Source organism: Ureibacillus sp. FSL K6-0165, from assembly GCF_038004285.1.
Taxonomy (GTDB): Bacteria; Bacillota; Bacilli; order Bacillales_A; family Planococcaceae; genus Ureibacillus; species Ureibacillus thermosphaericus.
This window is the reverse complement of record NZ_JBBOQS010000001.1, coordinates 1,811,012-1,835,221: the sequence shown is the minus strand read 5'-3', so window position 1 is coordinate 1,835,221 and position 24,210 is coordinate 1,811,012. Positions and strand designations below refer to the sequence as shown.

At 36.5% G+C, this 24,210-nt stretch carries 22 protein-coding genes and 1 other annotated feature; of the genes, 1 reads left to right on the top strand and 21 read right to left on the bottom strand.

The features are described 5' to 3' along the window. Position 1: 1 nt before the first annotated feature. From NST00_RS09180 to NST00_RS09130, 11 genes are all read right to left on the bottom strand, one after another. The gene (locus NST00_RS09180) at positions 2–667 is read right to left on the bottom strand and encodes a septum site-determining protein MinC (RefSeq protein ID WP_016838413.1); all 666 of its coding nucleotides are present in this window, start codon (positions 665–667) and stop codon (positions 2–4) included. 28 nt (positions 668–695) lie between these two features. Continuing rightward, positions 696–1,223: a rod shape-determining protein MreD gene (gene mreD, locus NST00_RS09175; RefSeq protein WP_016838414.1), complete on the bottom strand. Its 528-nt coding sequence runs from the start codon at positions 1,221–1,223 to the stop codon at positions 696–698. After that, positions 1,223–2,137, bottom strand: coding sequence for a rod shape-determining protein MreC (mreC, locus tag NST00_RS09170; RefSeq protein WP_096551349.1), 915 nt, complete (start codon positions 2,135–2,137; stop codon positions 1,223–1,225). Before mreC ends, mreD begins: the two co-directional genes overlap by 1 nt. A 12-nt stretch (positions 2,138–2,149) precedes the next feature. After that, positions 2,150–3,169, bottom strand: coding sequence for a rod shape-determining protein (locus NST00_RS09165; RefSeq protein ID WP_016838416.1), 1,020 nt, complete (start codon positions 3,167–3,169; stop codon positions 2,150–2,152). Positions 3,170–3,520: 351 nt separating this feature from the next. Then, positions 3,521–4,219, bottom strand: coding sequence for a RadC family protein (radC, locus tag NST00_RS09160; protein ID WP_016838418.1), 699 nt, complete (start codon positions 4,217–4,219; stop codon positions 3,521–3,523). Positions 4,220–4,234: 15 nt separating this feature from the next. Then, positions 4,235–4,822, bottom strand: a complete 588-nt coding sequence (locus NST00_RS09155; protein ID WP_016838419.1) for a Maf family protein — start codon at positions 4,820–4,822, stop codon at positions 4,235–4,237. 95 nt (positions 4,823–4,917) lie between these two features. Beyond that, positions 4,918–5,559 carry a hypothetical protein gene (locus NST00_RS09150; protein ID WP_016838420.1) on the bottom strand — a complete coding sequence of 214 codons (642 nt, stop codon included), beginning with the start codon at positions 5,557–5,559 and terminating at the stop codon, positions 4,918–4,920. A gap of 188 nt (positions 5,560–5,747) precedes the next feature. Then, positions 5,748–6,998, bottom strand: a complete 1,251-nt coding sequence (locus NST00_RS09145; protein ID WP_016838421.1) for a bifunctional folylpolyglutamate synthase/dihydrofolate synthase — start codon at positions 6,996–6,998, stop codon at positions 5,748–5,750. Further along, positions 6,982–8,286, bottom strand: coding sequence for a bifunctional folylpolyglutamate synthase/dihydrofolate synthase (locus NST00_RS09140; RefSeq protein ID WP_016838422.1), 1,305 nt, complete (start codon positions 8,284–8,286; stop codon positions 6,982–6,984). The genes NST00_RS09145 and NST00_RS09140 overlap by 17 nt, the downstream gene beginning before the upstream one ends. Before the next feature lie 161 nt (positions 8,287–8,447). Beyond that, on the bottom strand, positions 8,448–8,582 hold the full coding sequence (locus tag NST00_RS09135; protein ID WP_016838423.1) for a hypothetical protein: 135 nt from the start codon (positions 8,580–8,582) through the stop codon (positions 8,448–8,450). A 171-nt stretch (positions 8,583–8,753) separates the two neighbouring features. Continuing rightward, positions 8,754–11,399, bottom strand: a complete 2,646-nt coding sequence (locus NST00_RS09130; protein ID WP_168412388.1) for a valine--tRNA ligase — start codon at positions 11,397–11,399, stop codon at positions 8,754–8,756. Positions 11,400–11,455: 56 nt separating this feature from the next. After that, positions 11,456–11,680 (bottom strand) — a binding site (T-box leader). A gap of 78 nt (positions 11,681–11,758) precedes the next feature. Here NST00_RS09130 and NST00_RS09125 point away from each other — a divergent pair. Beyond that, positions 11,759–11,968 (top strand): hypothetical protein, encoded by a 210-nt coding sequence (locus NST00_RS09125; protein WP_016838425.1) that lies wholly within the window; start codon positions 11,759–11,761, stop codon positions 11,966–11,968. On the opposite strand, the gene NST00_RS09120 is transcribed toward NST00_RS09125, so the two are convergent. The 10 genes from NST00_RS09120 to clpX form a co-directional block, all read right to left on the bottom strand. Beyond that, positions 11,961–12,812 (bottom strand): hypothetical protein, encoded by an 852-nt coding sequence (locus NST00_RS09120; RefSeq protein ID WP_168412389.1) that lies wholly within the window; start codon positions 12,810–12,812, stop codon positions 11,961–11,963. The genes NST00_RS09125 and NST00_RS09120 overlap by 8 nt on opposite strands. A 129-nt stretch (positions 12,813–12,941) precedes the next feature. Further along, positions 12,942–14,231, bottom strand: a complete 1,290-nt coding sequence (hemL, locus tag NST00_RS09115; protein WP_096551367.1) for a glutamate-1-semialdehyde 2,1-aminomutase — start codon at positions 14,229–14,231, stop codon at positions 12,942–12,944. 1 nt (position 14,232) lies between these two features. Next, the gene (gene hemB / locus NST00_RS09110; protein ID WP_340433988.1) at positions 14,233–15,213 is read right to left on the bottom strand and encodes a porphobilinogen synthase; all 981 of its coding nucleotides are present in this window, start codon (positions 15,211–15,213) and stop codon (positions 14,233–14,235) included. Next, positions 15,213–15,965, bottom strand: a complete 753-nt coding sequence (locus NST00_RS09105) for a uroporphyrinogen-III synthase (RefSeq protein WP_340709874.1) — start codon at positions 15,963–15,965, stop codon at positions 15,213–15,215. The genes hemB and NST00_RS09105 overlap by 1 nt, the downstream gene beginning before the upstream one ends. Further along, positions 15,958–16,887, bottom strand: a complete 930-nt coding sequence (gene hemC / locus NST00_RS09100) for a hydroxymethylbilane synthase (RefSeq protein WP_016838430.1) — start codon at positions 16,885–16,887, stop codon at positions 15,958–15,960. Before hemC ends, NST00_RS09105 begins: the two co-directional genes overlap by 8 nt. A gap of 18 nt (positions 16,888–16,905) precedes the next feature. After that, on the bottom strand, positions 16,906–17,730 hold the full coding sequence (ccsA, locus tag NST00_RS09095; RefSeq protein ID WP_016838431.1) for a cytochrome c biogenesis protein CcsA: 825 nt from the start codon (positions 17,728–17,730) through the stop codon (positions 16,906–16,908). Between the two features lie 108 nt (positions 17,731–17,838). Beyond that, positions 17,839–19,200 carry a glutamyl-tRNA reductase gene (gene hemA / locus NST00_RS09090; RefSeq protein ID WP_016838432.1) on the bottom strand — a complete coding sequence of 454 codons (1,362 nt, stop codon included), beginning with the start codon at positions 19,198–19,200 and terminating at the stop codon, positions 17,839–17,841. A gap of 312 nt (positions 19,201–19,512) precedes the next feature. Next, the gene (yihA, locus tag NST00_RS09085) at positions 19,513–20,094 is read right to left on the bottom strand and encodes a ribosome biogenesis GTP-binding protein YihA/YsxC (protein WP_016838433.1); all 582 of its coding nucleotides are present in this window, start codon (positions 20,092–20,094) and stop codon (positions 19,513–19,515) included. Then, the gene (gene lon, locus NST00_RS09080; protein WP_340709873.1) at positions 20,095–22,413 is read right to left on the bottom strand and encodes an endopeptidase La; all 2,319 of its coding nucleotides are present in this window, start codon (positions 22,411–22,413) and stop codon (positions 20,095–20,097) included. 337 nt (positions 22,414–22,750) lie between these two features. Beyond that, the gene (gene clpX, locus NST00_RS09075; RefSeq protein ID WP_016838435.1) at positions 22,751–24,025 is read right to left on the bottom strand and encodes an ATP-dependent protease ATP-binding subunit ClpX; all 1,275 of its coding nucleotides are present in this window, start codon (positions 24,023–24,025) and stop codon (positions 22,751–22,753) included. Positions 24,026–24,210: the final 185 nt, after the last annotated feature.

Below are 24,210 nucleotides of genomic sequence, written 5' to 3'. Positions count from 1 at the left end.
ATTAGCTACCTCCTTTTGTGTTTAGTAATGGTCGTATATTTCGCACTTCTTGTAATCGATCATATGAAATATTTCCATTTTTATTTATATATGCAAATAATTGCTCTGCATGTTCTTTTATAATTGGTTTTTCATTCGACATCACTTCAATCACATCTGCTATGTAAACATGAGTTGGTTCGAACCATGAAGCAGCTACAATGGCCTCACGATTTCCGTCAATCCCTGCATGAGCGATGCCTTTTAATTTTCCCAATACGAATATATTACCACCAGCTTCAATTTTTCCATTTGGATTGACATCGCCAACAATAATAATATCACCTGGCGCTTGAATGACTTGTCCTGAACGAACAATGCCTACATATGTATCACATTGATTTTCTTTAATTTTTGCATTGTTTTCATCCACTGTAATGACATTGCTAAACACTTTCGATACGACCATTTTACCAGGTTGCTCAATAATTTTAATTATTTCTTGTTTTTGATGTTCAAGAAGGTAGCGATAGCCTAAATCGAGAGAGACATTCACTCTACCATCAATTCCACCTTCTGATACTTTTTTCTCAAGTTCTTCAACCAGTTCTGCGTAGGCGCACTGATCATCAAGCCGAAGCACTAAACCGTCTTTTGTCCCTTTCATATGGACAAGCTGTTTTTTCATAAGAGTGACACCTCTCGCTTGATTAAAATTAAGATAGTTCGCGAGCTTTTTGCAATACTCGCGCATCTATTAAATATTTAAATGCCCAACCAAGCATAATTAAGTAGAGTAAATTAGCTAGAATTGAAGGGATTAATCGAATCAATAAAAACTCTTTAAAAGGCAAAGTGGTAAATTGAATAAAATGGAAGAAATAGTATAAAATAAGTTCCATCAATGCAACTAAAACTACTGACAGAATTGTCGTAATACTTAAATGTTGGTGGATATATTTTACAGACCAACCAGCTGTATAGCATACCAGTGGGTACAACACAGTGTATAAACCAATGATATCAATGTAAAACACATCGTACAAGAGTCCAAAAAACAAACCGTACGTTACCGCACGTTTGCGACTGTAATAAATAGAAATAAAAATTAAATAAAGTATAAGAAAACGAGGAACTAAATAAATTATCTCCCCGTTCCATTCAATCGGTGAGAACAATGCGAATTCAGGTTCTAATAAAAATAATACAATTGCAATAAAGGGAATCGTTAAGCGGATCCACATTATTCTTCACCCTCACCCGGTATGCCCGTATTATTTGTTAAGTCTGCATTTGTTCCATCACCATCAGAACCGTCGATGACCGTTGCACTACGCTTTGCAATAATGACTTCTTCTAACATTGAAAAATCAGCAGATGGACGTATATATGCCATTTTCGTTAAACCAAAGTCTTCCGTTGTCACTTCTGTAATTTCTCCAATGAGTATTCCTTTTGGGAAAATACCTCCTAAACCTGAAGTAACAACTTTTTCACCTACACTAATTTCTATACTGGAATCAATTCTTTTTAATATTAATTCATTACGCTCTTCGTCATATCCTTCAATTAAGCCAAAAGCGACCACTTTTTCACCTTGAACCATTGCTGAAACTCGGAAATTTGGATTGTTTGTATACAATAATTCCACTTCAGAAGTAAAAGGAGTAACTAAGCTTATTTTACCAATTAATCCTTTAGTCGTCATAACCGCCATGTTTTGCTTTACACCATGGGAAGAGCCTTTATTGATAATAATTTTTTCTTCCCACTGATCAGGATTTCTTGCAATGACTGTTGCACGAAGCGGATCGTAATCTCGTAAGCTATCTTTTTTTTCCAATAGTTCCCGCAATTGTTCGTTTTCCGACTTTAAAGTATTTACTTCTGCCTGTAAAACTGCAAAATCTTCCAACCTCATTTTCAAGCGCTGGTTTTCTTCATAAGTATTTAATAATGATTGAATATTATAAAAGATACCTGTTATGTAATTAGCTGGCTTAGCAACAACACTTTGTGCTAAGCCAACTGAATCTTTAATGAATTGTTCGGGGAGAGTCGCATTTTGACGATCGCGTAATGAAAAGCTGATCAATGCCACAAGTAAAATCATACCAACTAAAAGTATAATGAGTTTTTTGTTCGAAAAATGTGGCATTGCTATCCCCCCTTATTTTTTCAACTGCTGAGATCGAATTAAATCAATATGTTCTAACGCTTTTCCTGTACCTAACGCAACACAATCTAACGGATTTTCAGCAATAAATACAGGCATTTTTGTCTCGTCACTTATTACTTTATCAAGATTTTTTAAGAGCGCTCCACCACCTGTAAGAACGATTCCTCGTTCCATGACGTCTGCAGAAAGTTCTGGTGGGGTTTTTTCTAATGTTTTCTTCACGCCATCAATTATAGCTGCAATGGCTTCTTTTAATGATTCAGAAATTTCACTAGCTGAAATTTCAATTGTTTTCGGTAACCCTGTCAATAAATCTCGGCCACGAATTTCCATCTTTTCATCCATTTCATCAACACGTGCTGTACCGATTTCCATCTTAATCTGTTCCGCTGTTCTTTCTCCAATCGTTAAGTTATATGTTTTACGGATATAGCTTATGATTGCTTGATCCATTGCATCCCCAGCAATTCGAACAGATTCGCTTGTCACGATGCCACCTAAGGAAATAACGGCAACCTCCGTTGTTCCTCCTCCTATATCAACTACCATAGAACCAGTTGGATCCCAAACTGGAAGTTCTGCTCCGATGGCAGCTGCAAATGGCTCTTCAATTGTAAAGGCTTCTTTTGCTCCTGCTTGGCGAGCTGCATCAATAACTGCTCGCTGTTCAACAGAAGTAATACCATATGGTACACAAATCATCACATTTGGCTTTTTCCAATTTGAGCCAGAATTTTTCAACGCCTGCTTTAAATAATATTGAATCATCGCAGTCGTAATATCGAAATCTGCAATAACACCATCTTTCATTGGTCGAATAGCTACTATGGAGCCAGGTGTACGACCAATCATATTTTTCGCATCATTTCCGACTGCAACTATATCACCTGTTTTTGTATTTTTCGCCACAACAGATGGTTCACGTAACACAATTCCTTTTCCTTTAACAAAAACTAAAGTATTCGCTGTACCAAGGTCTATACCTACATCTTTTTGTCCTAATCCAAACAAGTTTTGTACTTCCTTTCTATTTACGCCTTTCTTTCTCTAAGACTGTCCAAAATCATAAGTTTTATTATAGCGGATAATGTCGAAAAATTATAGTGTTACAAATAGTTTTTACCCGCTTTTCATGCAACACATATAATTTTCGCATTTATCATTGTATTGTGAAATAGTGATTGAAACAATGAAAAAAACATTATTTGAAATTACAATCTCATTACAAATCCACCTTTTATTAGACGAACTTTACGAAAACAGGTTCGTTGAAATGAAATCGTCACGAAAAAAGCCGAAAATCCAAAAAAATGGGGGACTTTCGACTTTTTTGGAATCAACCTGTCATATTTGACTTATGAATTAAATATAACCTTGCTCTTTTAAACTAACGTATTGATGATCACCAATAATGACATGATCAATTAGTTCTATTCCAATTATAAATCCCGCTTCCTGAAGCCTTTTTGTCACTTCAATATCTTCGGGACTTGGTGTTGCATTCCCACTCGGATGGTTGTGGGCACAAATAATTGAAGCAGCTGAACGTTTCACAGCTTCTTTAAATATTTCACGTGGATGGACGATGGACGAATTCAAGCTTCCAATGAAAATCGTTTGCTTATGAATCACCTGATTTTTCACATTTAAATACAATGCTACAAAATGCTCTTGTTGTAAAGAGCCTATTTCAGGCATCAAAAAAGATGCGGCATCTTTTGGTGAGCGAATCGTAAAGCGTGAATCCATTTGCTTTTGAGATAGTCTTCTACCTAGCTCAATTGCTGCCAATAATTGCACCGCTTTCGCTTGACCAATTCCTTTTATTGATACAATTTCTTCCAACGTAGCATGTTTTAATTCATGTAATTTTTCAAAATAATTGAGCACACGATTTGCCAATGATAAGACCGACTCTTGCTTCGTTCCCGTTCTCAATAAGATAGCAATCAGTTCTTGGTTTGATAAGCTCTGCGGCCCCTGTTTTATTAGCCTTTCCCTCGGACGATCATCGATATGTAAATCGCGTATCATCAAATCAGGAAAAGTGCCGATGGACATCTCATCACATACCCCCTATAGTTCGATAATTTTTAATTCCATCATTTTTTCAAATAGGGATGCAATCGGAAGTCCAACAACCGTATTATAATCACCTTCTATTCGGTCGATAAATAATGCACCAGCTGTTTGAATCCCATAACCACCAGCTTTATCGAAAGGGTCATTTGTTTGAACATACATTTCAATCATCGGTTTCGGCAGGTTTTTAAAATATACGTCGGTTACTTCTACAAAGGATTCCGCTTGCCGATCTTTTGTTATGATAGCCACAGCAGTCATCACTTGATGGCGATTCGATGAGAGTTTTTCTAAATGGCGAATCGCTTCTTCCTTTGTTTTTGGCTTGTGAAGAAGCTCGTCATTGAACACAACGATAGTATCTGCACCAATAATTGTTTTTCCAGGGCAATGACTTGCAACATCTTGCGTTTTTAATAGTGCCACTTTTTGAACATAATCTTTGAAGTCCCTCGCTTGCACTGAAGTCTCTTCCACGCTGCTCGCCATTATTTCAAAAGGGACTCCTAGCTTTGCAAATAATTCTTTTCTTCTTGGTGAGGCTGACGCTAAAACGAGTTGATGACTTGTTCTAAATTTCATTTCCATTCCTCCTATACATAATATAGCCTAGGAATGGGATTTTGAAAAATTCATCGTACTTTAGGAAATAACAAATTTGACTGCAGTTTGTATCTTTAAAATTTAATTTTCAAACAGTCATTTTCTGTAAAATAGTGGGCTAACAGATGCATTCGAATAATTGATAAATCACTTGATATACTTGATAATGCGAAGGATATTGTTTGCCAATCGGGAGGAAAATCTTCTTTATTTTCGACACCTTCAAAATTAAATTTTGCAGGATCATTACTTTTCAGTAAAGAAGGAAGATTTTTTAAAGCTGGTTCAGAACAACCTGCAGCGGATAATGTAAAAGGCTTGGCAAAGGAAGGAGGATCATCAGATTTCACGACCCCTTCTTTCGTAGTCGAAACACTGGACCAAACATAATAATTCCCATCAATTTCAACGACAGCGCTTGTGTTTAAACTAGCATAGCCATATACAAAATCTGTTGCAGCTTCAAAACTTGAAAAAACTCCATGCTGATTGGCATAAAATTGCTCACTGTAGCCATCCTTCACATCTTCTTCATTCTCTTCTGTTTGTTGCGAGCTAACGGGAATTAATTCATTTTGATGTTTCTGCTCGGTATAAGTTGAATTCATGGAATTTAGTATAAGAATGAATAATAGAACACCTACAATCCCTGTAATAGAACCTAATAGAGCAGCCCTTACGATTTCTCGTCGCCCAATGATATGTGGAAATTTCATCGAATCACCCTTTTCAATTCAACAATCACCATTTCAAATCTGTAGTCGAACAATGTCTATATTATTTCATATGTTTATTTTTAATTGAAAATGATAATGGAACAAATCTAAAAGATAATTATTTGTAAGAAACCATTAGAAAAGGGTTTATCAATATAATAGGATTTCTAGGGTCTTGAGACATTAAATCATATTCTTAATTGATTGCGTATTTCTGCTAATAAATAAAGGGAACCGGTCACGAATGTAATCCCTTCAAAATTTACACTTGATTGAATAAATGGGATACAGTCTTTCAATATTACTTTTTTCTTCGCCTTTGAAAGATGTAGTAAATCTTTAGCTTTCGCAGCTCGAGTATTTTGAAAATCGACAAAATAAAATTCATCGCTAATTGTTTCTAAGGAGCGCAACACTTTCTCAATATCTTTATCTGCAACCATTCCTAGAACGAAACGAATCCTTTTATTTGGTAACTGTTGTTTAATCGTTTCGATAAGTTTCTCAATGCTAGCTGGATTATGGGCTCCATCAAAATAGACATTCGGAAACACTTGTTCAAAACGAGAAGGTAAACTTGTGCAACCCACTGATTGTCGAACCAAATCGATCTGAACTTCAATTTGTAAGATTTTCGCCATCTCTATAAAAGCAGTAATTGCAAGTGCCATATTTTCTCCTTGGTGGGCACCTAGCAACTTTCTCTTGAGTTTTTCAATTATTATTTTTTCCTTGAAATTTATATACTTTTCCCCTTGTTCATCTGCCTCAACAGTAAACGTCTCGTCATAAGCATACAAAGGTGATTGTTGAATATGGGCTTTTTGTTTCACAACAGTTAAAGCTTCTTCTGGTAATTTCCCAATCACCACAGGTTTCCCATATTTCACAATTCCTGCTTTATGCTGTGCAATTTGCTTAATCGTATGACCTAGAATTTGAGTATGCTCTAGGGCGATGCTAGTGATAATTGAAACTAATGGATTGACTACATTTGTGCTGTCTTCTAATCCGCCTAAGCCCGTTTCAAGAAGCACTAAATCTACTTGCTCATTAGCAAAATGAAGAAACGCTGCACATGTAAGGAGCTCAAAATCTGTTAATAATCCGCTGATTCCTGCGTGATTCATTTGTTGAAAAACAACGTCCATTTGCTTTTGTGTAATCGGTTTGCCGTTTATTTGAATTTGATCGTGTACATCCACCACACATGGTGACATAAATTTTCCAACGGATAGTCCATGATTTAGCGCCATTTGTTCTAAAAAGGCGATGGTTGAACCTTTTCCATTCGTACCTGCAACATGTACTACTTGAAGCTTTTCTTGTGGATTATGAAGCAATGTCAACGCTCTTTTTATCGACTCTAATCCCGGTTTTATCATACTGTCACTATGAACATTCCATCTTTCTTTATATTGTTCAAAATTGAGAATCATACGCTTCTTCCTTCATCTTTAAATATTTCCGAACTTCCGCAATGAATAAAATAGAACCTGTTATGATGAGTAATTCATCTTTCTCCAGATTCTTCAACTGCTGTTCTATAAGCATCTTCCAGTTTTCATTTACAACCTTAAAAGGATGCCCTGAACAACTTGCCAAATTCTTTGCTTTCGCAGCGCGCGGTATAGGTATCTCTGTGAAATAAATCGCTTCTGCAACTTTGTCTAACATGGAAATGCTCTCTTTATAATCTTTATCGTTCATCACAGAATAAATAAACTTATACTTATAGTCTGGATATTGATTTATAAGAGTATCAATGAGCGCCCTAGTTCCTTCCGGATTATGAGAGCCATCTAATATAACTTGTTTACCAAACCGTTCGAAGCGCCCAGGCCAAAACGCTTTTTCTAATGCTGATTGAATGTGATGATCTGTAATCTTAGAAAAACCGATACTTCTTAGTATAGTTATTGCAGTTAATGCACAACTGGCATTTACGATTTGATGGGCACCCATCATCTTTAATGATATATCTAACTTCACATTGCCTAAATGGTACGTAAAATGCTGATTTGATGTATTCAGCGTAATATTCGACACGAAAAAGTCTTCCCCATAAACAAATATAGGAGCTAGTTTTTGTTCTGCTTCGTGACGAATAATATTCATTGCTTCTTCATCCTGAACGGCGGTAACCACAGGTATATTTTTTTTAATAATCCCCGCTTTTTGATAGGCAATTTCTGTTAAAGTATCCCCAAGTATTTCAGTATGATCTAGAGATACTGTTGTAATAATAGAACATAATGGTGTGATGATATTTGTACAATCGAAACGGCCACCTATTCCAGCTTCAATAAGTGCAATATCAACTTCTTCTTCTGCAAAATACATAAACGCGATAAGTGTCATTAGTTCAAAAAAGCTAGGATAATGCTCTCCCAGTTCATCAATAATTTTAAATAGCTGATTCGCAAGGGATAAAAATCGTTCATCTGTAATATCTATACCATTAATGGTGATTCGTTCATTCACCCGTTCTAAATGCGGTGATGTAAAGGTTCCTACTTTATATTGAGCATGTTGTAAAATTTCCTTTAAATAATTTAAAGTAGAACCTTTCCCATTCGAACCAGCAATATGTATGAACGTGACTTTTTCATGGGGATTGTTAATAAGTGGCAAAATTTTGTTCATTGCCTGAAAAGGTTCCCCTTTATGCTTTTCAGCCTTTAAACCAAACATAAAATTCGTACATTCTTCCATTGATGTAAACAAATAACCCCGCCTCCTAACCATCATAATTTTACTCCAAAAGGAATGGCGTATCATCAAAGAAATGATTTTTGATAATAAATAAACTGCCTATGTAGATAACTCACTAGCTTGTGAGGATACATCTTTTGTTTGCGCAGATACAATCCCTAGTCCTGTAAATATCAATCTACTTGTGCAGATAACATCCTTGCTCGTGCGAGTGGATTTTCCGCTTGCGCAGATAACACACTAGCTTGTGCAGTTGGATTCCACACTCGGGTAGATAACACCCCTGTTTGTGCTGTTGAATCCTCCACTTGTGCAGATCCACTCTTGTTCGTTCACATTACACCAACTAGCTCAGATACAATTCCCTCTCGTTTGAATATATCCCTAGCATGCACAGATTACTCCACCGGCACATGAAAAAAATTCGCCAAGCCGAAAAAATACTTCAGCTTGAGCGAATTTCAAAATCAAAAAAATGATTACATTTGCTTCAATTCATCCAAACGTTTTTTCACTGTATCATATTTTTCTTGATAGTCAGCAAGTTTTTCACGTTCTTTAGCAACTAGTGCTTCCGGAGCTTTTTTCACGAAGTTCTCGTTGGAAAGCTTGCCAGATACTAATTTTACTTCCTTCGCCCATTTATCTAACTCTTTTTCAAGACGTGCAATTTCTTCTTCTAAGTTAATGAGCCCTGCTAACGGCAAGAATAGCTCTGCGCCTGTCACAACTGCTGTCATCGATTTTTCAGGTGTTGCAACCTGTTCCCCAATCACTAATTGTTCTGGATTACAGAACTTCTCAATATAAGCTTTATTGTCCTCTAGAATTTTTACTGTTTCCGCATCTTTCGCTTTAATAAATAAAGGAACTTTTTTGCTGATTGGAGTATTCACTTCTGCACGGATATTTCGAACTGAACGTATAATGTCCATAAGAAGTTTCATATGATTAGATTCTTCTTTGAAATTAAATTCTGGTCTTACTTTTGGCCACTCAGCAACAGTGATGGATTCGCCTTCATGTGGAAGGTGTTGCCAAATTTCTTCTGTAATGAATGGCATCATTGGATGAAGTAGGCGCATTGTATTGTCAAGCACATACGCAAGTACGGAGCGAGTTGTAAGTTTTGCCGCTTCATCGTCTCCATATAGTGGAAGCTTCGCCATTTCAATATACCATGAACAGAAGTCATCCCAAATGAAGTTGTACAATTCACGCCCAACTTCACCGAACTCATAACGTTCAGCTAAGTCTGTTACTTTTTCAATCGTTTCATTTAATCGTGTCAAAATCCATTTATCGCTAACACTCAATTCACCGGATAAATCAATTTCTTCGTATTTTAAACCGTTCATATTCATGAGTGCAAAGCGAGATGCATTCCAAATTTTATTTGCAAAATTCCAAATCGCTTCGACTTTTTCATTCGTATAACGTAAGTCTTGACCTGGTGTAGAGCCAGTTGCTAAGAAGTAGCGTAGAGAGTCTGCACCGTACTGGTCAATCACATCCATTGGGTCTACACCGTTTCCAAGGGACTTACTCATTTTACGTCCTTCCCCGTCACGAACCAAACCGTGGATGAGCACATCTTTGAATGGTCGTTTGCCGGTAAATTCAATACCTTGGAAAATCATGCGGGATACCCAGAAGAAGATGATGTCATAACCTGTAACAAGCGTATTTGTTGGATAATAGCGTTGATATAATTCATGATTTGTATCCGGCCAACCCATTGTTGAGAACGGCCATAATGCACTAGAGAACCACGTATCTAATACGTCCGGATCTTGCGTCCAATTTTCCGCATCTTTAGGTGGTTCTTTTCCAACATAAATTTCACCCGTTTCATTATGATACCAAGCAGGAATTTGATGGCCCCACCAAAGCTGACGAGAAATACACCAGTCTTTAATATTTTCCATCCAATGAATATACGTATTTTCAAAGCGTGGTGGAACAAAATTCACTTTATTTTCTTCATCTTGTTGAAGTTTCAATGCCGCTTCTGCAAGAGGCTTCATTTTTACGAACCATTGTTTAGATAAATAAGGCTCAACTATTGCCCCAGAACGCTCAGAGTGTCCAACGGAATGCGTATGTTCCTCAATTTTTATTAAGTAGCCTTGTTGTTTTAAGTCTTCCACAATTTGCTTGCGGCATTCAAATCGGTCTATACCTTGATATTTGCCAGCATTTTCGTTCATTGTACCGTCTTCATTCATTACTAAAATTCGTTCTAAATTGTGACGGTTTCCTACTTCAAAGTCATTTGGATCATGGGCTGGTGTAATTTTCACAACACCTGTACCAAATTCCATATCCACATATTCATCTGCTACGATTGGAATTTCACGATTGACAAGCGGTAAGATTACTGTTTTGCCGATGTACTGTTTATAACGTTCATCTTCAGGATGAACAGCTACAGCAGTATCCCCAAGCATTGTTTCAGGTCGTGTAGTAGCAACTTCCAAATAACCAGAGCCGTCCGCAAGCGGATATTTCATATGATAGAAGGCACCAGGGATTTCTTTATAGATTACTTCGATATCAGATAAAGCAGTTTTTGCTTCCGGGTCCCAGTTGATGATACGTTCGCCTCGATAAATGTATCCTTTTTCATAAAGACGTACGAACACTTCTTTTACAGCATCAGATAAACCTTCATCCAATGTGAAACGCTCTTTTGTATAGTCCAATGACAATCCTAATTTTGCCCATTGTTCACGAATATGGCTAGCATATTCTTCCTTCCATTCCCACGTTTTTTCAAGAAATTTTTCACGACCCAAATCGTAGCGACTTTTTCCTTCTTCACGCAACTTCGCTTCTACTTTTGCTTGTGTTGCAATTCCAGCATGGTCCATACCTGGAAGCCATAATGCATCATATCCTTGCATCCGTTTCATGCGAATAATAATATCTTGCAATGTTGTATCCCAAGCGTGACCAAGATGCAGTTTTCCTGTTACGTTTGGTGGTGGAATAACAATGGAATATGGTTTTTTGTCACTATTTGGATCTGCTTCGAAAAATTTCCCTTCTAGCCACCATTTATAACGACCTTGTTCAACTGAATTTGGATCGTACTTAGTTGGCATTGTCACGTTTTCTGACATGAATGTTCCTCCTTTAGTTGATTGATTTTTGGCAAAATAAAAAAACTCCTTATCCCAAAAAGGACGAAGGAGTTTCGCGGTACCACCTTTTTTCCATTTAGACAATAAATGTCTAAATAGCGCTCATTTCGATAACGGTGTTCAACCGACTTTTACTACTTCAATTTCATAAAAGTTGCTCCATGGCTACCTTCAAATGCGTGCATGCGGAAACTTTTCAGCTACCGTTTCCTCTCTTTAGCATGCAACATCATTTTACTCTTCCAATTCATCGCATCATGTGTATTCAACTGCTTAAATCATTGTATAAAATTTAGCAGCAGTTTTCAAGTTTGAAGGAAATGAAAGGAGTGATTTCCATGTCATTATTCCACAAAAGACGAAAAAGTTATAATCCTTGGTTATTACCACCTTGGCTTCGAAAAATACGTTTTTTTGCAAAAAGCATTTGTATCCCAATTACAGTTTTTCAAGCTATTCGCGTCGTTTTTATTCCTACGACAGGTGATGTATTACTGCTGTTTCTACTTGCCCTCATTTCATGGTTGTTATGGACGGATATTATCTAAATTTCAATACGCTATAATTTTCAGAAAGCTCATTATAGAAGTCATCTGAATCAGAAGGAAGCTTAAACTTTTCATCAATGAATAGTTTACTAGATGATTCATTAACTAATTTTACTTCTTCCGTTTCTTTTCGAATTTTTTTTGCTTCTTCCACAAAGTTATATTCTTCAGGTGGTTCTACGGAAATGGACGGATTTTCATGTAGAGTAAATTCATCAGAATCCTGTAATCGTTGATTTTCATTCATTTTCGACGAATGGTCAGTAGTTTCAATCGTTCTTTGGGTTGTTTGTTGCAATGGTTCATTTACTAGTGGATGTTCTAATGTAGATGGCGGCTGGTCAGTTTTGGCTCTTTCTAATACTTCTCCTGTATTAGCCGCCACAACGGCTACTCGTTCAGCTACCTTCTCTTCAGATTCTACTTGGAATAATGCACCTACTACCGGTTCATCAAATGTGCATTTTACTTCCCATTTAAACGTACAGCTTGAGCCATCATATACAAAAAAGGATATATCATCAACAAGCAATTCTGGTCGACAATCTTTTGCAACTTTCTCACGAGGTAAATCAACTTCTAAAGGCAATGCGTATTCAAAGTAACCTTCATCACCTTTTAAATCTAAATGTTCAATTAACGTACCTTCGCTATAATCTGGCTTTATTTTTGGATTAAACTTCACTGTTGCTTTAATATGATAAATGCCTGTTAAACGAAGAGATTCTTCTAATTCTGTTTGTTGCCAACGCGGGATGACTTGGACCGAAACAACTTCTTCTACAATCCCATAAGCTTCTGGAAAAATAAATTGCGTCATCATTTCCCAATTGATTTTTGCCATATGTTTCCCTCCCGTAATACTCTATGCCCGAGAATCGGAAGTATGATTAAAGAATTAAAAATCCCTCATTACTTTTTAAAAATAAAAAAGAGTGTCTTTTCCTTATCAACGGAAAAGACACTCTAATTATTATCGAGCTAATTTTGCAAATACTTTGTGGAATGCATCTACCGTTTTTGCGATATGTTCTTCCGTATGTGCAGTTGAAATAAACAATCCTTCAAATTGGGAAGGTGGTAAGTATATTCCTTCTTCTAGCATGAGTCGATAGAATTCAGCAAATAATGTTAAATCGGAAGTTTGGGCAGATTTAAAATCAACTACATCTTCATTTGTTAAGAATAATCCAATCATACTTCCCGCGCGATTTATTGTATGCGGAATGTTATATTTTGTTGCGGCTTCACGAATTCCAGCTTCCAATTGGTCACCTAATTTTTTAAAGTAGTCATAAGATTCAGGTGTTAAACGGGATAATGTTTCAATTCCAGCAGTCATCGCGAGAGGGTTACCTGATAATGTTCCTGCTTGATACACTGGTCCACTTGGCGCAACCTTTTCCATGATTTCCCGCTTACCAGCATAAGCACCTACAGGAAGTCCGCCTCCCACAACTTTTCCAAGGCATGTTAAATCTGGATCAATGCCATAGTAACCTTGAGCGCAGTGATAATCGACGCGGAATCCTGTCATGACTTCATCAAAAATAAGCAATGCGCCATATTGTTTCGTAATTTCACGTAAACCTTCTAAAAATCCTGGTTTCGGTGGAACAACCCCCATGTTCCCTGCAACAGGTTCTACAATAACCGCGGCAATGTTATCACCTAATTTTTCAAATGTTGCTTTTACTGCTTCTAAATCATTATAAGGAACCGTTGTTGTATTTTTTGCAACGTCTGCAGGTACGCCAGGGCTGTCAGGTAAACCAAGTGTTGCAACACCTGATCCCGCTTTAATTAATAATGAATCTCCATGGCCATGGTAAGAACCTTCAAATTTCATTATAATGTTGCGGCCTGTGTATCCTCGAGCTAGTCGAAGAGCAGCCATCGTCGCTTCTGTCCCAGATGAAACAAAACGAACCATTTCAACTGAAGGTACTCTTTCAATAACGATTTGGGCTAATTTGTTTTCTAATACTGTCGGTGCACCAAAAGAAGTTCCTTTTGCTGCTTGTTCTTGAATTGCTTTCACAACTTCTGGATGAGAGTGCCCTAAAATTAACGGCCCCCAGCTAAGCACATAATCGATATATTCGTTGCCGTCAATGTCACGAATAATAGCACCTTCCCCAGATTCAATAAATATCGGTTCTGCATTAACAGATTTGAATGCACGAACAGGGCTGTTCACCCCTCCAGGCATTAAATTTACTGCTTCTTTAAATGCTTTCACTGAATTTTCATAGGTACGCATTTTACTTCTCCTCCAACCAACGAGCTACATCTTTAGCATGATAAGTAATGATTAAGTCAGCACCCGCACGCTTCATTCCAAGTAAAGTTTCTAACACAACAGACTTTTCATCAATCCAGCCGTTTTGTGCTGCTGCTTTCACCATCGCATATTCTCCAGATACGTTGTATGCAACTACTGGAACTGGGAAATTGTTTTTCACATCTCGAATAATATCCATGTAAGCTAGAGCTGGTTTAACGATTAAGAAATCAGCTCCTTCTTCAATGTCGGTTTCAGCTTCACGGAACGCTTCTAAACGATTGGCTGGATCCATTTGATATGTTTTGCGGTCGCCAAATTTCGGTGCTCCTTCCGCTGCTTCACGGAATGGTCCGTAATAGCTTGAAGCATATTTTACAGCATAGGACATGATTGGAACATCTTGGAATCCCGCTTCATCTAAAGCATGGCGAATGGCCACTACAAATCCATCCATCATATTGGAAGGTGCAATGATATCAGCTCCTGCTTTCGCTTGAGAAACAGCTGTGCGAGCTAATATATCAAGGGATGGGTCATTTAAAATTTTGTCCCCTTCCACTAAACCACAGTGACCATGATCAGTAAATTCACATAAACATGTATCTGCAATGACCATCAATTGAGGATATCTCTCTTTAATTTGTTGTGTCGCTTTTTGCACAATTCCATGGTCATGGAAAGCACCTGTTCCTTGTGCATCTTTATCAGCAGGAATTCCGAATAAAATCACTGATGGGATTCCAAGTGATACCACTTCATCAATCTCAGCATCTAAATTATCCAAAGAAAGTTGGTAGACACCTGGCATAGATTTTACTGGATTTTTAATGTTTTCGCCCTCAATCACGAAAATAGGGTAAATTAAATCTTCTTTGTGTAAATGGTTTTCTCTTACCATAGAACGAATTGTAGCGTTTGCACGTAATCTACGATGTCTTCTGAATTCAAATTGTGACATTATGATTCCTCTCCTTTTATAATCGCTTCAATAACTGATTGCATTGTATATTTCTTCGGAAAATATGTAACAACGGCACCATATTTTTCAACGGCACCTTTAGTTATGTGACCAATGCAAGCGATTTTCATTTGGTTCCATCCTACTTGTGAAACTGCAAATTTATTGAAACAATCTACCGCTGACGGACTGGCAAAAATAACAATTGGATCATTATTCGTTTGAATCGTCTTTACTAGCGTTTCAATGGATTTCCTATTTTCAATCGTTTTATATACCGTCCATTCGTCAATTTGAAATGGTAGCCCTTTCTTTATGGTGTCCTTTGCTAATTCCCCTCTAATAAATAAACATTTTGGTGACGTACCACTTACAAAAGGGAATTCTTTTACAAATGTATCAGCGCTGAAAATAGTAGGCATGAAATGAACCGTAAAGCCATATTGTTCTAACATTTTGGCCGTCTTTTCTCCTACAGCAGCAATTTTACTAGAAAAATGTGCCAAGTTAAAATGATGACGTTCTATTTTTTTATAAAAAAACTCAACACCATTTTGACTCGTAAAAATAAGCCAGTCATAGTTTAGGCAAGAAAATAATCGCTCTTTGTCCTCAATACTAATTACTTCTTCAGTTTGTATGAGCGGACAAACTACCGCTTCTCCCCCAAGCTGATCGATTTCGTCTATAATAGACAACGTTTTTTTTGAACCAGTTAGGATTATAGTTTTTCCTTCCAAAGGTTTATGCATTGTTCTCCGCCTTCACCTTAGCGATTAAATCATAAGCACCTTGATCAGTTAAAAGTTGAGCAAGTTTATTTCCAATTTCTACTGGGTCATTTCCTTGAATTGTTTCTTTGTAACAAATCGCTCCATCAGGTGATGCCACAAGTCCCGTCATTGTGATGACATCTCCATCAACCGTTGCATATCCAGCAATCGGTACTTGACAACCTCCATCCATCGCAGCTAAAAACGTCCGCTCAGCAGTTACCGCTTTCTTAGTGTTATTATCTGTTAATTTCGCTAGTTCTGTTAAAAGTTCTTCATCATCTTCACGACATTCAATTCCTAATGCTCCTTGAGCAACAGCCGGTAAGCAAATGTCAACATCCAAATATTCTGTTACAACTTCGCTTGACCATCCCATACGTTTTAACCCTGCTGCAGCAAGAATAATCGCATCATAACCTTCCGTCTCAAGTTTTTTCAATCGGGTATCGATATTTCCTCGAATCCATTTGATTTCAAGGTCTGGTCTCACTTGTAATAGTTGAGCACTGCGTCGTAAAGAACTTGTCCCTACAACTGCCCCCTCTGGTAAATCATTGAACTTAATATGATTTTTTGAAATAAGGGCATCACGAGGGTCTTCGCGGAATGGAATACAGCCGACTGTTAAACCATCCGGTAATACTGCTGGCATATCTTTCATCGAATGCACCGCAAAATCAATTTCTTTATCTAACAATGCTTTTTCAATCTCTTTTACGAATAATCCTTTTCCTCCTACCTTTGATAATTGAACGTCTAATATTTTATCACCTTTAGTGACAATTTCTTTGATTTCGAATTCAAAAGGAAAACCAGCTTTTTTACATTCGTTAATAAACCAATTTGTTTGGGTTAATGCTAATTTACTTTTTCGAGAACCTACAATAATTTTTCTCATGATGAACCTACCTTTCTGCTAATACCATATATGAAATTGGGATAGCTTACTTCCCAAAAAGAAATTAATGAGTACAACGAAATAAGCATAAACTTGAGTCCAAGCAAATGACAGTCCCGTAATTATTCCTCGCTGCTTTAACATAATGATAGCTACATATATGACAAGCACTATGAAAGAACCGATGATTTTTGCATCAAAAAACGAAATTGCTCCCTCCACTTTCATAAATGCTGATTCTAGTCCTAATAGCAAACTAATCACCATGATTGGAAGGCCAATAATGATTGAATAATTCATCCAAGTCGCCATTTGAGATAAGGAGGGTAAACGAGACCAAAGTTTTGTATATTTTTTCTTTTTTAATAGGTGGTATAAAATTAAGTATAGCACTGAAAAGACAAATGAAATGGAAAATGCTGCATACGATAAAATGGCAAAACCAATATGTATAAACAGCATTTCAGATTCCATGGTTTTTAATACTGGATTCAAATTATTTGGTGCAAACAGTCGAATTGTCATAAAAATAAATCCGAGTATATTAATAAAAAACACCGGTAAATCTGTTCTTGCTATGCAATGCAAGAAGATTGACAGCGTTACAAGTAACCAAGCATAAAAATAAATCCCTTCAGAAAGCGATAATATAGGGAATCGTTTAGTCTCCAACACGCTTAATACGATAAAAGCCGTTTGCAATATCCAAACAATGGATACTAACCAAAATGCAGTTCTACGAATGATTTCTTTTTTATAAAAATAATCGACAAAATAAAACATTATACTTATCGCATATAGTATAACCATTATTTGGTAAAGGTTACTCATCACTTCAGTCATACGAAACCCTTCTCCATCTTATACGTCATTATGATTAAAATTTAAAACAAAAGCGCTTCCGTATCATTAGTTTACCACATCGATACGAAAACGCCTCAAAATTCTTACTTAAAATGATAATTTTGGTTGATTTTCAATTCCGTCTTGAATTCGTTCTTCTTCAGTTTCTAACTTCAATTGTTGACTCTGAATTTCTTCTTGAACTAATTCTTCAATTCCAAAAATTTGTTGATACAATTGAAGTTTTTGATTGGCTTTTGGAGAGTTAGCAATTTCCTTCGCTTGAAGAATTGGTTCTTTTAACAATTGATTGATGATGGATTTCGTATGTTTATTTAAAATTTTACGTTCCCGTTCAGTTAGATTTGGCATTTTATTTTCAATACTTTTCATCGTTTCTTGTTGAATCATATTTGCTTTTTTGCGCAATGCCGCAATAACCGGTACTACTCCAAGCGTTGCAAACCAATCTTTAAATTCAACAATTTCTTGTTCAATCATTTTTTCAATTTGTTGAGCGGCCTGTTTTCGTTCTGCTAAATTCGCTTCTACAATTCCCTGTAAGTCATCAATATCATATAAGAATATGTTAGGTAATTCGCCTACTTTAGGATCGATATCTCGTGGAACTGCGATATCAACTAAAAACAAAGGTTTTCCTTTGCGTAAACGCTCTACAAACTGCATTAGTTCATAATCAATTACATACGTTGTTGAACCTGTTGATGTAATTAAAATATCTGTATCAAGCAAAGTACATTGCAATTCCTTAATCGATTTAGCATGTCCTTCAAATTTTTCAGCTAAAGACACCGCTTTTTCAAAAGTACGATTTAATACCGTTACTTTTCCAACGCCGCTTCCATACAGATTTTCCATAGCAAGCTCGCCCATTTTACCAGCGCCTAAAATCGATACATGTTTATTTTTTAGGGAACCAAATATTTTCTTTGCCAGTTCAACCGCAGCATAAGATACTGAAACGGCATTTTCGTTAATCGTCGTTTCTTTATGAGCTTTTTTCGCAAAAGTAATTGCTTGTTTAAACAAGCGGTTAAAAATCGTACCCGTCGAACCAATTTCTTGTGCCTCTAAAAAGCTTTTCTTGACTTGTCCAAGAATTTGAGTTTCTCCCAATACCATCGAATCGATTCCTGCAGTTACTCGGAATAAGTGTACTAACGATTGATCATTTTCACGAATAAATAAATAGCTCTCAAATTCCTCAATCGGAATGTTAAACCAGTTGGATAAAAAACGTTTTATATAATAACGTCCTGTATGCAGCTGATCAACTACCGCATAGATTTCCGTTCTATTGCAAGTCGACACGATCACGTCTTCTAATATGCTTTTTTCTTTTTTTAACGCAGCCATCGCTTGTGGTAATTCACTTTCAATGAACGACAACTTTTCACGAATTTCGACTGGCGCAGTTCTATAATTCAAGCCTACAACTAGTGTGTGCATGAACTTAACACCTCTCACGAACTATTTCATAACCTCTATTCTAACATAAAGAAAGCGCTATCTAAACGCTAATTATGAAAAAGTTATGAAATAAGATTTTTTACTTTAAAATAATTCTAATATAAGAATAACAAAATTTGATTCCTGTTTCAATATAATAACCTTTATACATAGTATTCAACAAATTCCGACAATTTACTCTTCTTGAACATATATAAAAGGTTGACCTATAGGATGCTAGGTCAACCTTTATAAAATTGGAAGTTCTTACTGTTTCATAAGCTTCATAAACATTTTCAATTATGTATGGAATCACATGAACTTTTGTATTTCAGTCCATGTTTCTTCCACTCCTACTCCCGTTTCCGCAGAAAACAGGATGATTGGATCTCCTTTTTCCATTTCTAATGTTTCTCTTACCACTTTTTTATGTTTATCCCACTTGCCTCTTGGAATTTTATCTGCTTTCGTTGCAACTACAATCGCAGGAATATTGTAATGTTTTAAGAAATCATACATCATTTGATCGTCTGCAGTTGGAGGATGGCGCAAATCAACAATTAAAATAACAGCTTGTAATACGCTTCGACCAGTAAGGTACTTTTCAATCATTTTCCCCCAAGCTTCCCGCTCTTTCTTAGACACTTTGGCGTAACCATAGCCTGGAACGTCCACAAAAAACAATTGATTTTCGATTTTATAAAAATTTAACGTTTGTGTTTTACCAGGCTTTGATGACGTACGAGCAAGGGATTTTCGATTAATCATCTTATTGATGAATGAAGATTTTCCAACATTCGAACGGCCCGCCAAAGCAAATTCAGGTAGACCGTCGTCTGGATATTGTTCCGGTTTGACAGCACTAATTACCATTTCCGCATGACTAACTTTCATTTAAAAACCTCCAACAAGGGCGATATTCAACACTTCTTCTGCCGATCTAACCGGTTTAAATACTAATTCTTCTCGAACTGCTTCAGGAATATCGTCAATATCTCGCTCGTTGTCTTGAGGAATGATGATAATTTTTAATCCTGCACGATGAGCTCCTAACGATTTTTCTTTCAGTCCTCCGATTGGAAGCACTCGCCCTCGCAATGTAATTTCTCCAGTCATTCCGACTTCTTTTTTGATAGGTTTATTGGAAATGGCTGATACAAGTGCTGTTGCAATAGTAATTCCCGCTGACGGACCGTCTTTTGGTACTGCTCCTTCAGGTACGTGTATATGAATATCATGTTGTTCAAAATAATCTGCATCCAAATTGAGGCGTTTGGATAAAGAACGAACGTAAGAAAGAGCAGTTTGAGCAGATTCCTTCATCACATCTCCAAGCTTACCTGTTAAAATCAGTTTTCCTTTACCAGGTGTTAAAGATACTTCAATTTGAAGTGTATCACCACCAACGGATGTGTAAGCCAATCCTGTCGCTACACCAACTTGGTTTTCCGTTTCCGCTTGACCGTAATGGAATCGATGTTTACCAAGCATTTCAATCAATGTTTTCGAATTGACAGTAACCCGTTTTCTTTCGCCAGAAACAATGACTTTTGCCACTTTTCGGCAAACTGCAGCAATCTGACGTTGAAGACCACGAACGCCAGCTTCTCTCGTATAGTATCGAATTAAATCAACAATCGCTTCATCTTTAAAGATAAGTTGTGATTTTTTCAAACCGTTTTCATCAAGTTGTTTTGGAATAAGATGATTCTTAGCGATTTTGATTTTTTCAATCTCTGTATAACCAGCAATCGATATTACTTCCATACGATCTAATAGTGGTCCTGGAATTGTGCTTAAATCATTCGCTGTAGCAATAAACATTACTTGCGATAAATCATAAGGTTCTTCGATGTAATGATCGCTAAAAGTATGATTTTGCTCAGGATCCAATACTTCAAGCATTGCTGCTGAAGGATCACCTTTGAAATCATTGGACATTTTATCAATTTCATCCAATAAAAACACAGGGTTAATTGTACCAGCTTTTTTCATTCCTTGTATGATACGACCAGGCATCGCTCCAACGTAAGTGCGTCTATGTCCGCGAATCTCAGATTCATCACGTACACCACCAAGAGAAATGCGAACAAATTTACGATTTAAACTCTCCGCTATCGATCTTGCTAGAGAGGTTTTCCCTACCCCAGGTGGTCCCACTAAACATAAAATTGGTCCACGAATGGAATTTTTTAATTGGCGTACAGATAAATACTCTAAAATGCGCTCTTTTACTTTCTCCAGTCCATCATGATCGCGATTTAGAATTTCTTCTGCCAAATTAACATCAAGTCGATCTTCCGTTTTTTCTTTCCACGGAATTGTGACTAACCATTCAATATAGTTTCGAATGACGCCGCTTTCTGCGCTGGCAGCCGGTAATTTTTCATAGCGTTCAAGCTCTTTTAGTGCCACTTTTTGTGTGGATTTAGGCATTCCGGATTCTTCAACACGTTTTCGAAGATCAGCAACTTCTCCTGTTTTTCCTTCTCGATCTCCAAGCTCGGCTTGAATCGCTTTCATTTGTTCGCGTAAATAATATTCTTTTTGAGTACGTTCCATCGCTTGCTTTACTTTTGTATTGATTTTCTTCTCTAAATTTAATACTTCTTGTTCATCATGCAAGCGAATCATTAAGTGGTCTAATCTTTTCTTAATATTGAAAATGCTTAATACTTCTTGTTTCTCAGAAATTTTAAATGGTAAGTGGGAAGCGATAATATCTGCTAGTCTTCCTGGTTCCTCGATGTCTAAAACAGATTCAATTGTTTCAGCAGTAATTTTATTTGAAGATTTCGCATACTTTTCAAAATAATTAACTACTGTGCGCATTAACGCTTCCATTTCCACGTCTTTTTCTTTCGAATCTTCATGCAATTCAATATCTACAGTTGTAAAATCATCGTTTTCTTGGTAATGAACAATTTTCCCACGACAAATGCCTTCCACTAAAATGCGCAACGTGCCGTTCGGTAATTTCAACATTTGTTTTACAGAGACATAAGTCCCAATCATATACAAATCTTCTTTTTCAGGTTTTTCTACCCGCAAATCCTTTTGCGTCGTTAGGAAGATTTTATTATCATTCATCATGGCATGTTCTAATGCAGCGACCGAACGTTTCCTACCAACATCGATATGTAATACCATTGAAGGAAATACGAGCAGTCCACGCAAAGGAAGTAGTGGTACATTTTTCTTTAATTCAGTCATGCGGGTTATTCACCTCCATTTGATACTAAAGAATGCACCCGCTTCTAGGCAAATTTAGTATGTGAAAAATTAAAAACATTTCACTTGGTTTTACATAGCAATTTCGATAAATTTAATCTTTCATAACAGCATTTACTATTCTCTGTTACATCAATTATTATTCCCGGTAAAATGTTATTTTGAACAATTTGACGCTCAATAAAATGATTTGCAAGTATTTGTAAAAATATGTAATTTTGATATTTGTTACAAAGAGCTGACTAACGAGATATGCATAAGCAAATTCGCAGTCAGCTCTTTATTTTAATGGTCATTATTACTGTTACTTGTAACTACTTTATGCGGAAGTTTTTTTATTGTCCTTCAAATCTTTTAATTCTGTACCGTCTTTTAAAATTAATTTTGGTTGCGCTTTGTCCGTAATCGTTTCTTTTGTAATAATACATTTCACGATATCATCGCGTGATGGCAATTCATACATCATATCAAGCATCGTATTTTCAATGATGGAACGAAGTCCACGGGCACCTGTTTTTCTTTCAATCGCTTCCTTCGCAATCGCTCGAAGTGCTTCCTCTTCAAATTCTAATTCCACATTATCTAATTCGAGCATTTTTTGATATTGTTTCACTAATGCATTTTTTGGCTCTGTCAAAATTCTAACGAGCGCTTCTTCATTTAACTGTTCAAGTGAAGCAATGACTGGTAAGCGACCAATAAATTCTGGAATTAAACCAAATTTCAATAAGTCTTCTGGAATTAATTGAGAAAGTAAAGATTCGCTTTCCACATTTTTATTTTTCATATCGGAACCAAAGCCAATCACTTTTTGTCCTAATCGACGTTTAATAATGCTTTCAATTCCATCGAAAGCACCGCCAACGATAAATAAGATATTTGTTGTATCAATCTGTAAAAACTCTTGATGTGGATGTTTACGACCACCTTGAGGAGGAACGCTAGCTACCGTACCTTCTAAAATTTTTAATAATGCCTGTTGCACACCTTCTCCAGATACGTCTCGTGTGATGGAAGGGTTCTCTGATTTTCGTGCAATTTTATCGATTTCATCTATATAAATAATCCCTTTTTCTGCTCGCTCAATGTCATAGTCAGCAGCTTGGATTAGTTTTAACAGGATGTTTTCTACGTCTTCACCAACATAACCAGCCTCGGTTAATGAAGTGGCATCGGCAATCGCAAATGGCACATTTAAAATTCTTGCTAAAGTTTGAGCAAGTAAAGTTTTCCCACTACCAGTTGGTCCAATTAAAATAATATTGGATTTAGATAGTTCCACATCATCTAATTTACTATTTGAATTGATTCGCTTGTAGTGGTTATATACTGCAACAGCAAGAGCTTTTTTAGCTCGCTCTTGTCCAATAACGTATTCATCTAAGATGCTTAAAATTTCCTTTGGCTTTGGAACATCTTGAAAATCGATTTCCTCTTCTGTACCTAATTCCTCAACAACGATTTCGGAACATAGCTCGATACATTCATCACAAATATAAACACCAGGCCCAGCTACTAATTTTCGCACTTGTTCTTGTGGCTTACCACAGAAAGAACACTTTAAATTGCCTTTTTCATCATTAAATTTAAACAATTTGCTTCACCCCTATTCAAGCAACAATCTTACAGGATATTGAGCACATTAGCAAATAAGAAGTTTCCAAAGCTAATGGAATATTTTGTATAGCTTATGTATGTAAAAATTATTTAGTCATTGGTATAAAACAAGGCACGGTGGTATATGCCGTACCTTGTTATTGGAACTATTCAATTAATTAC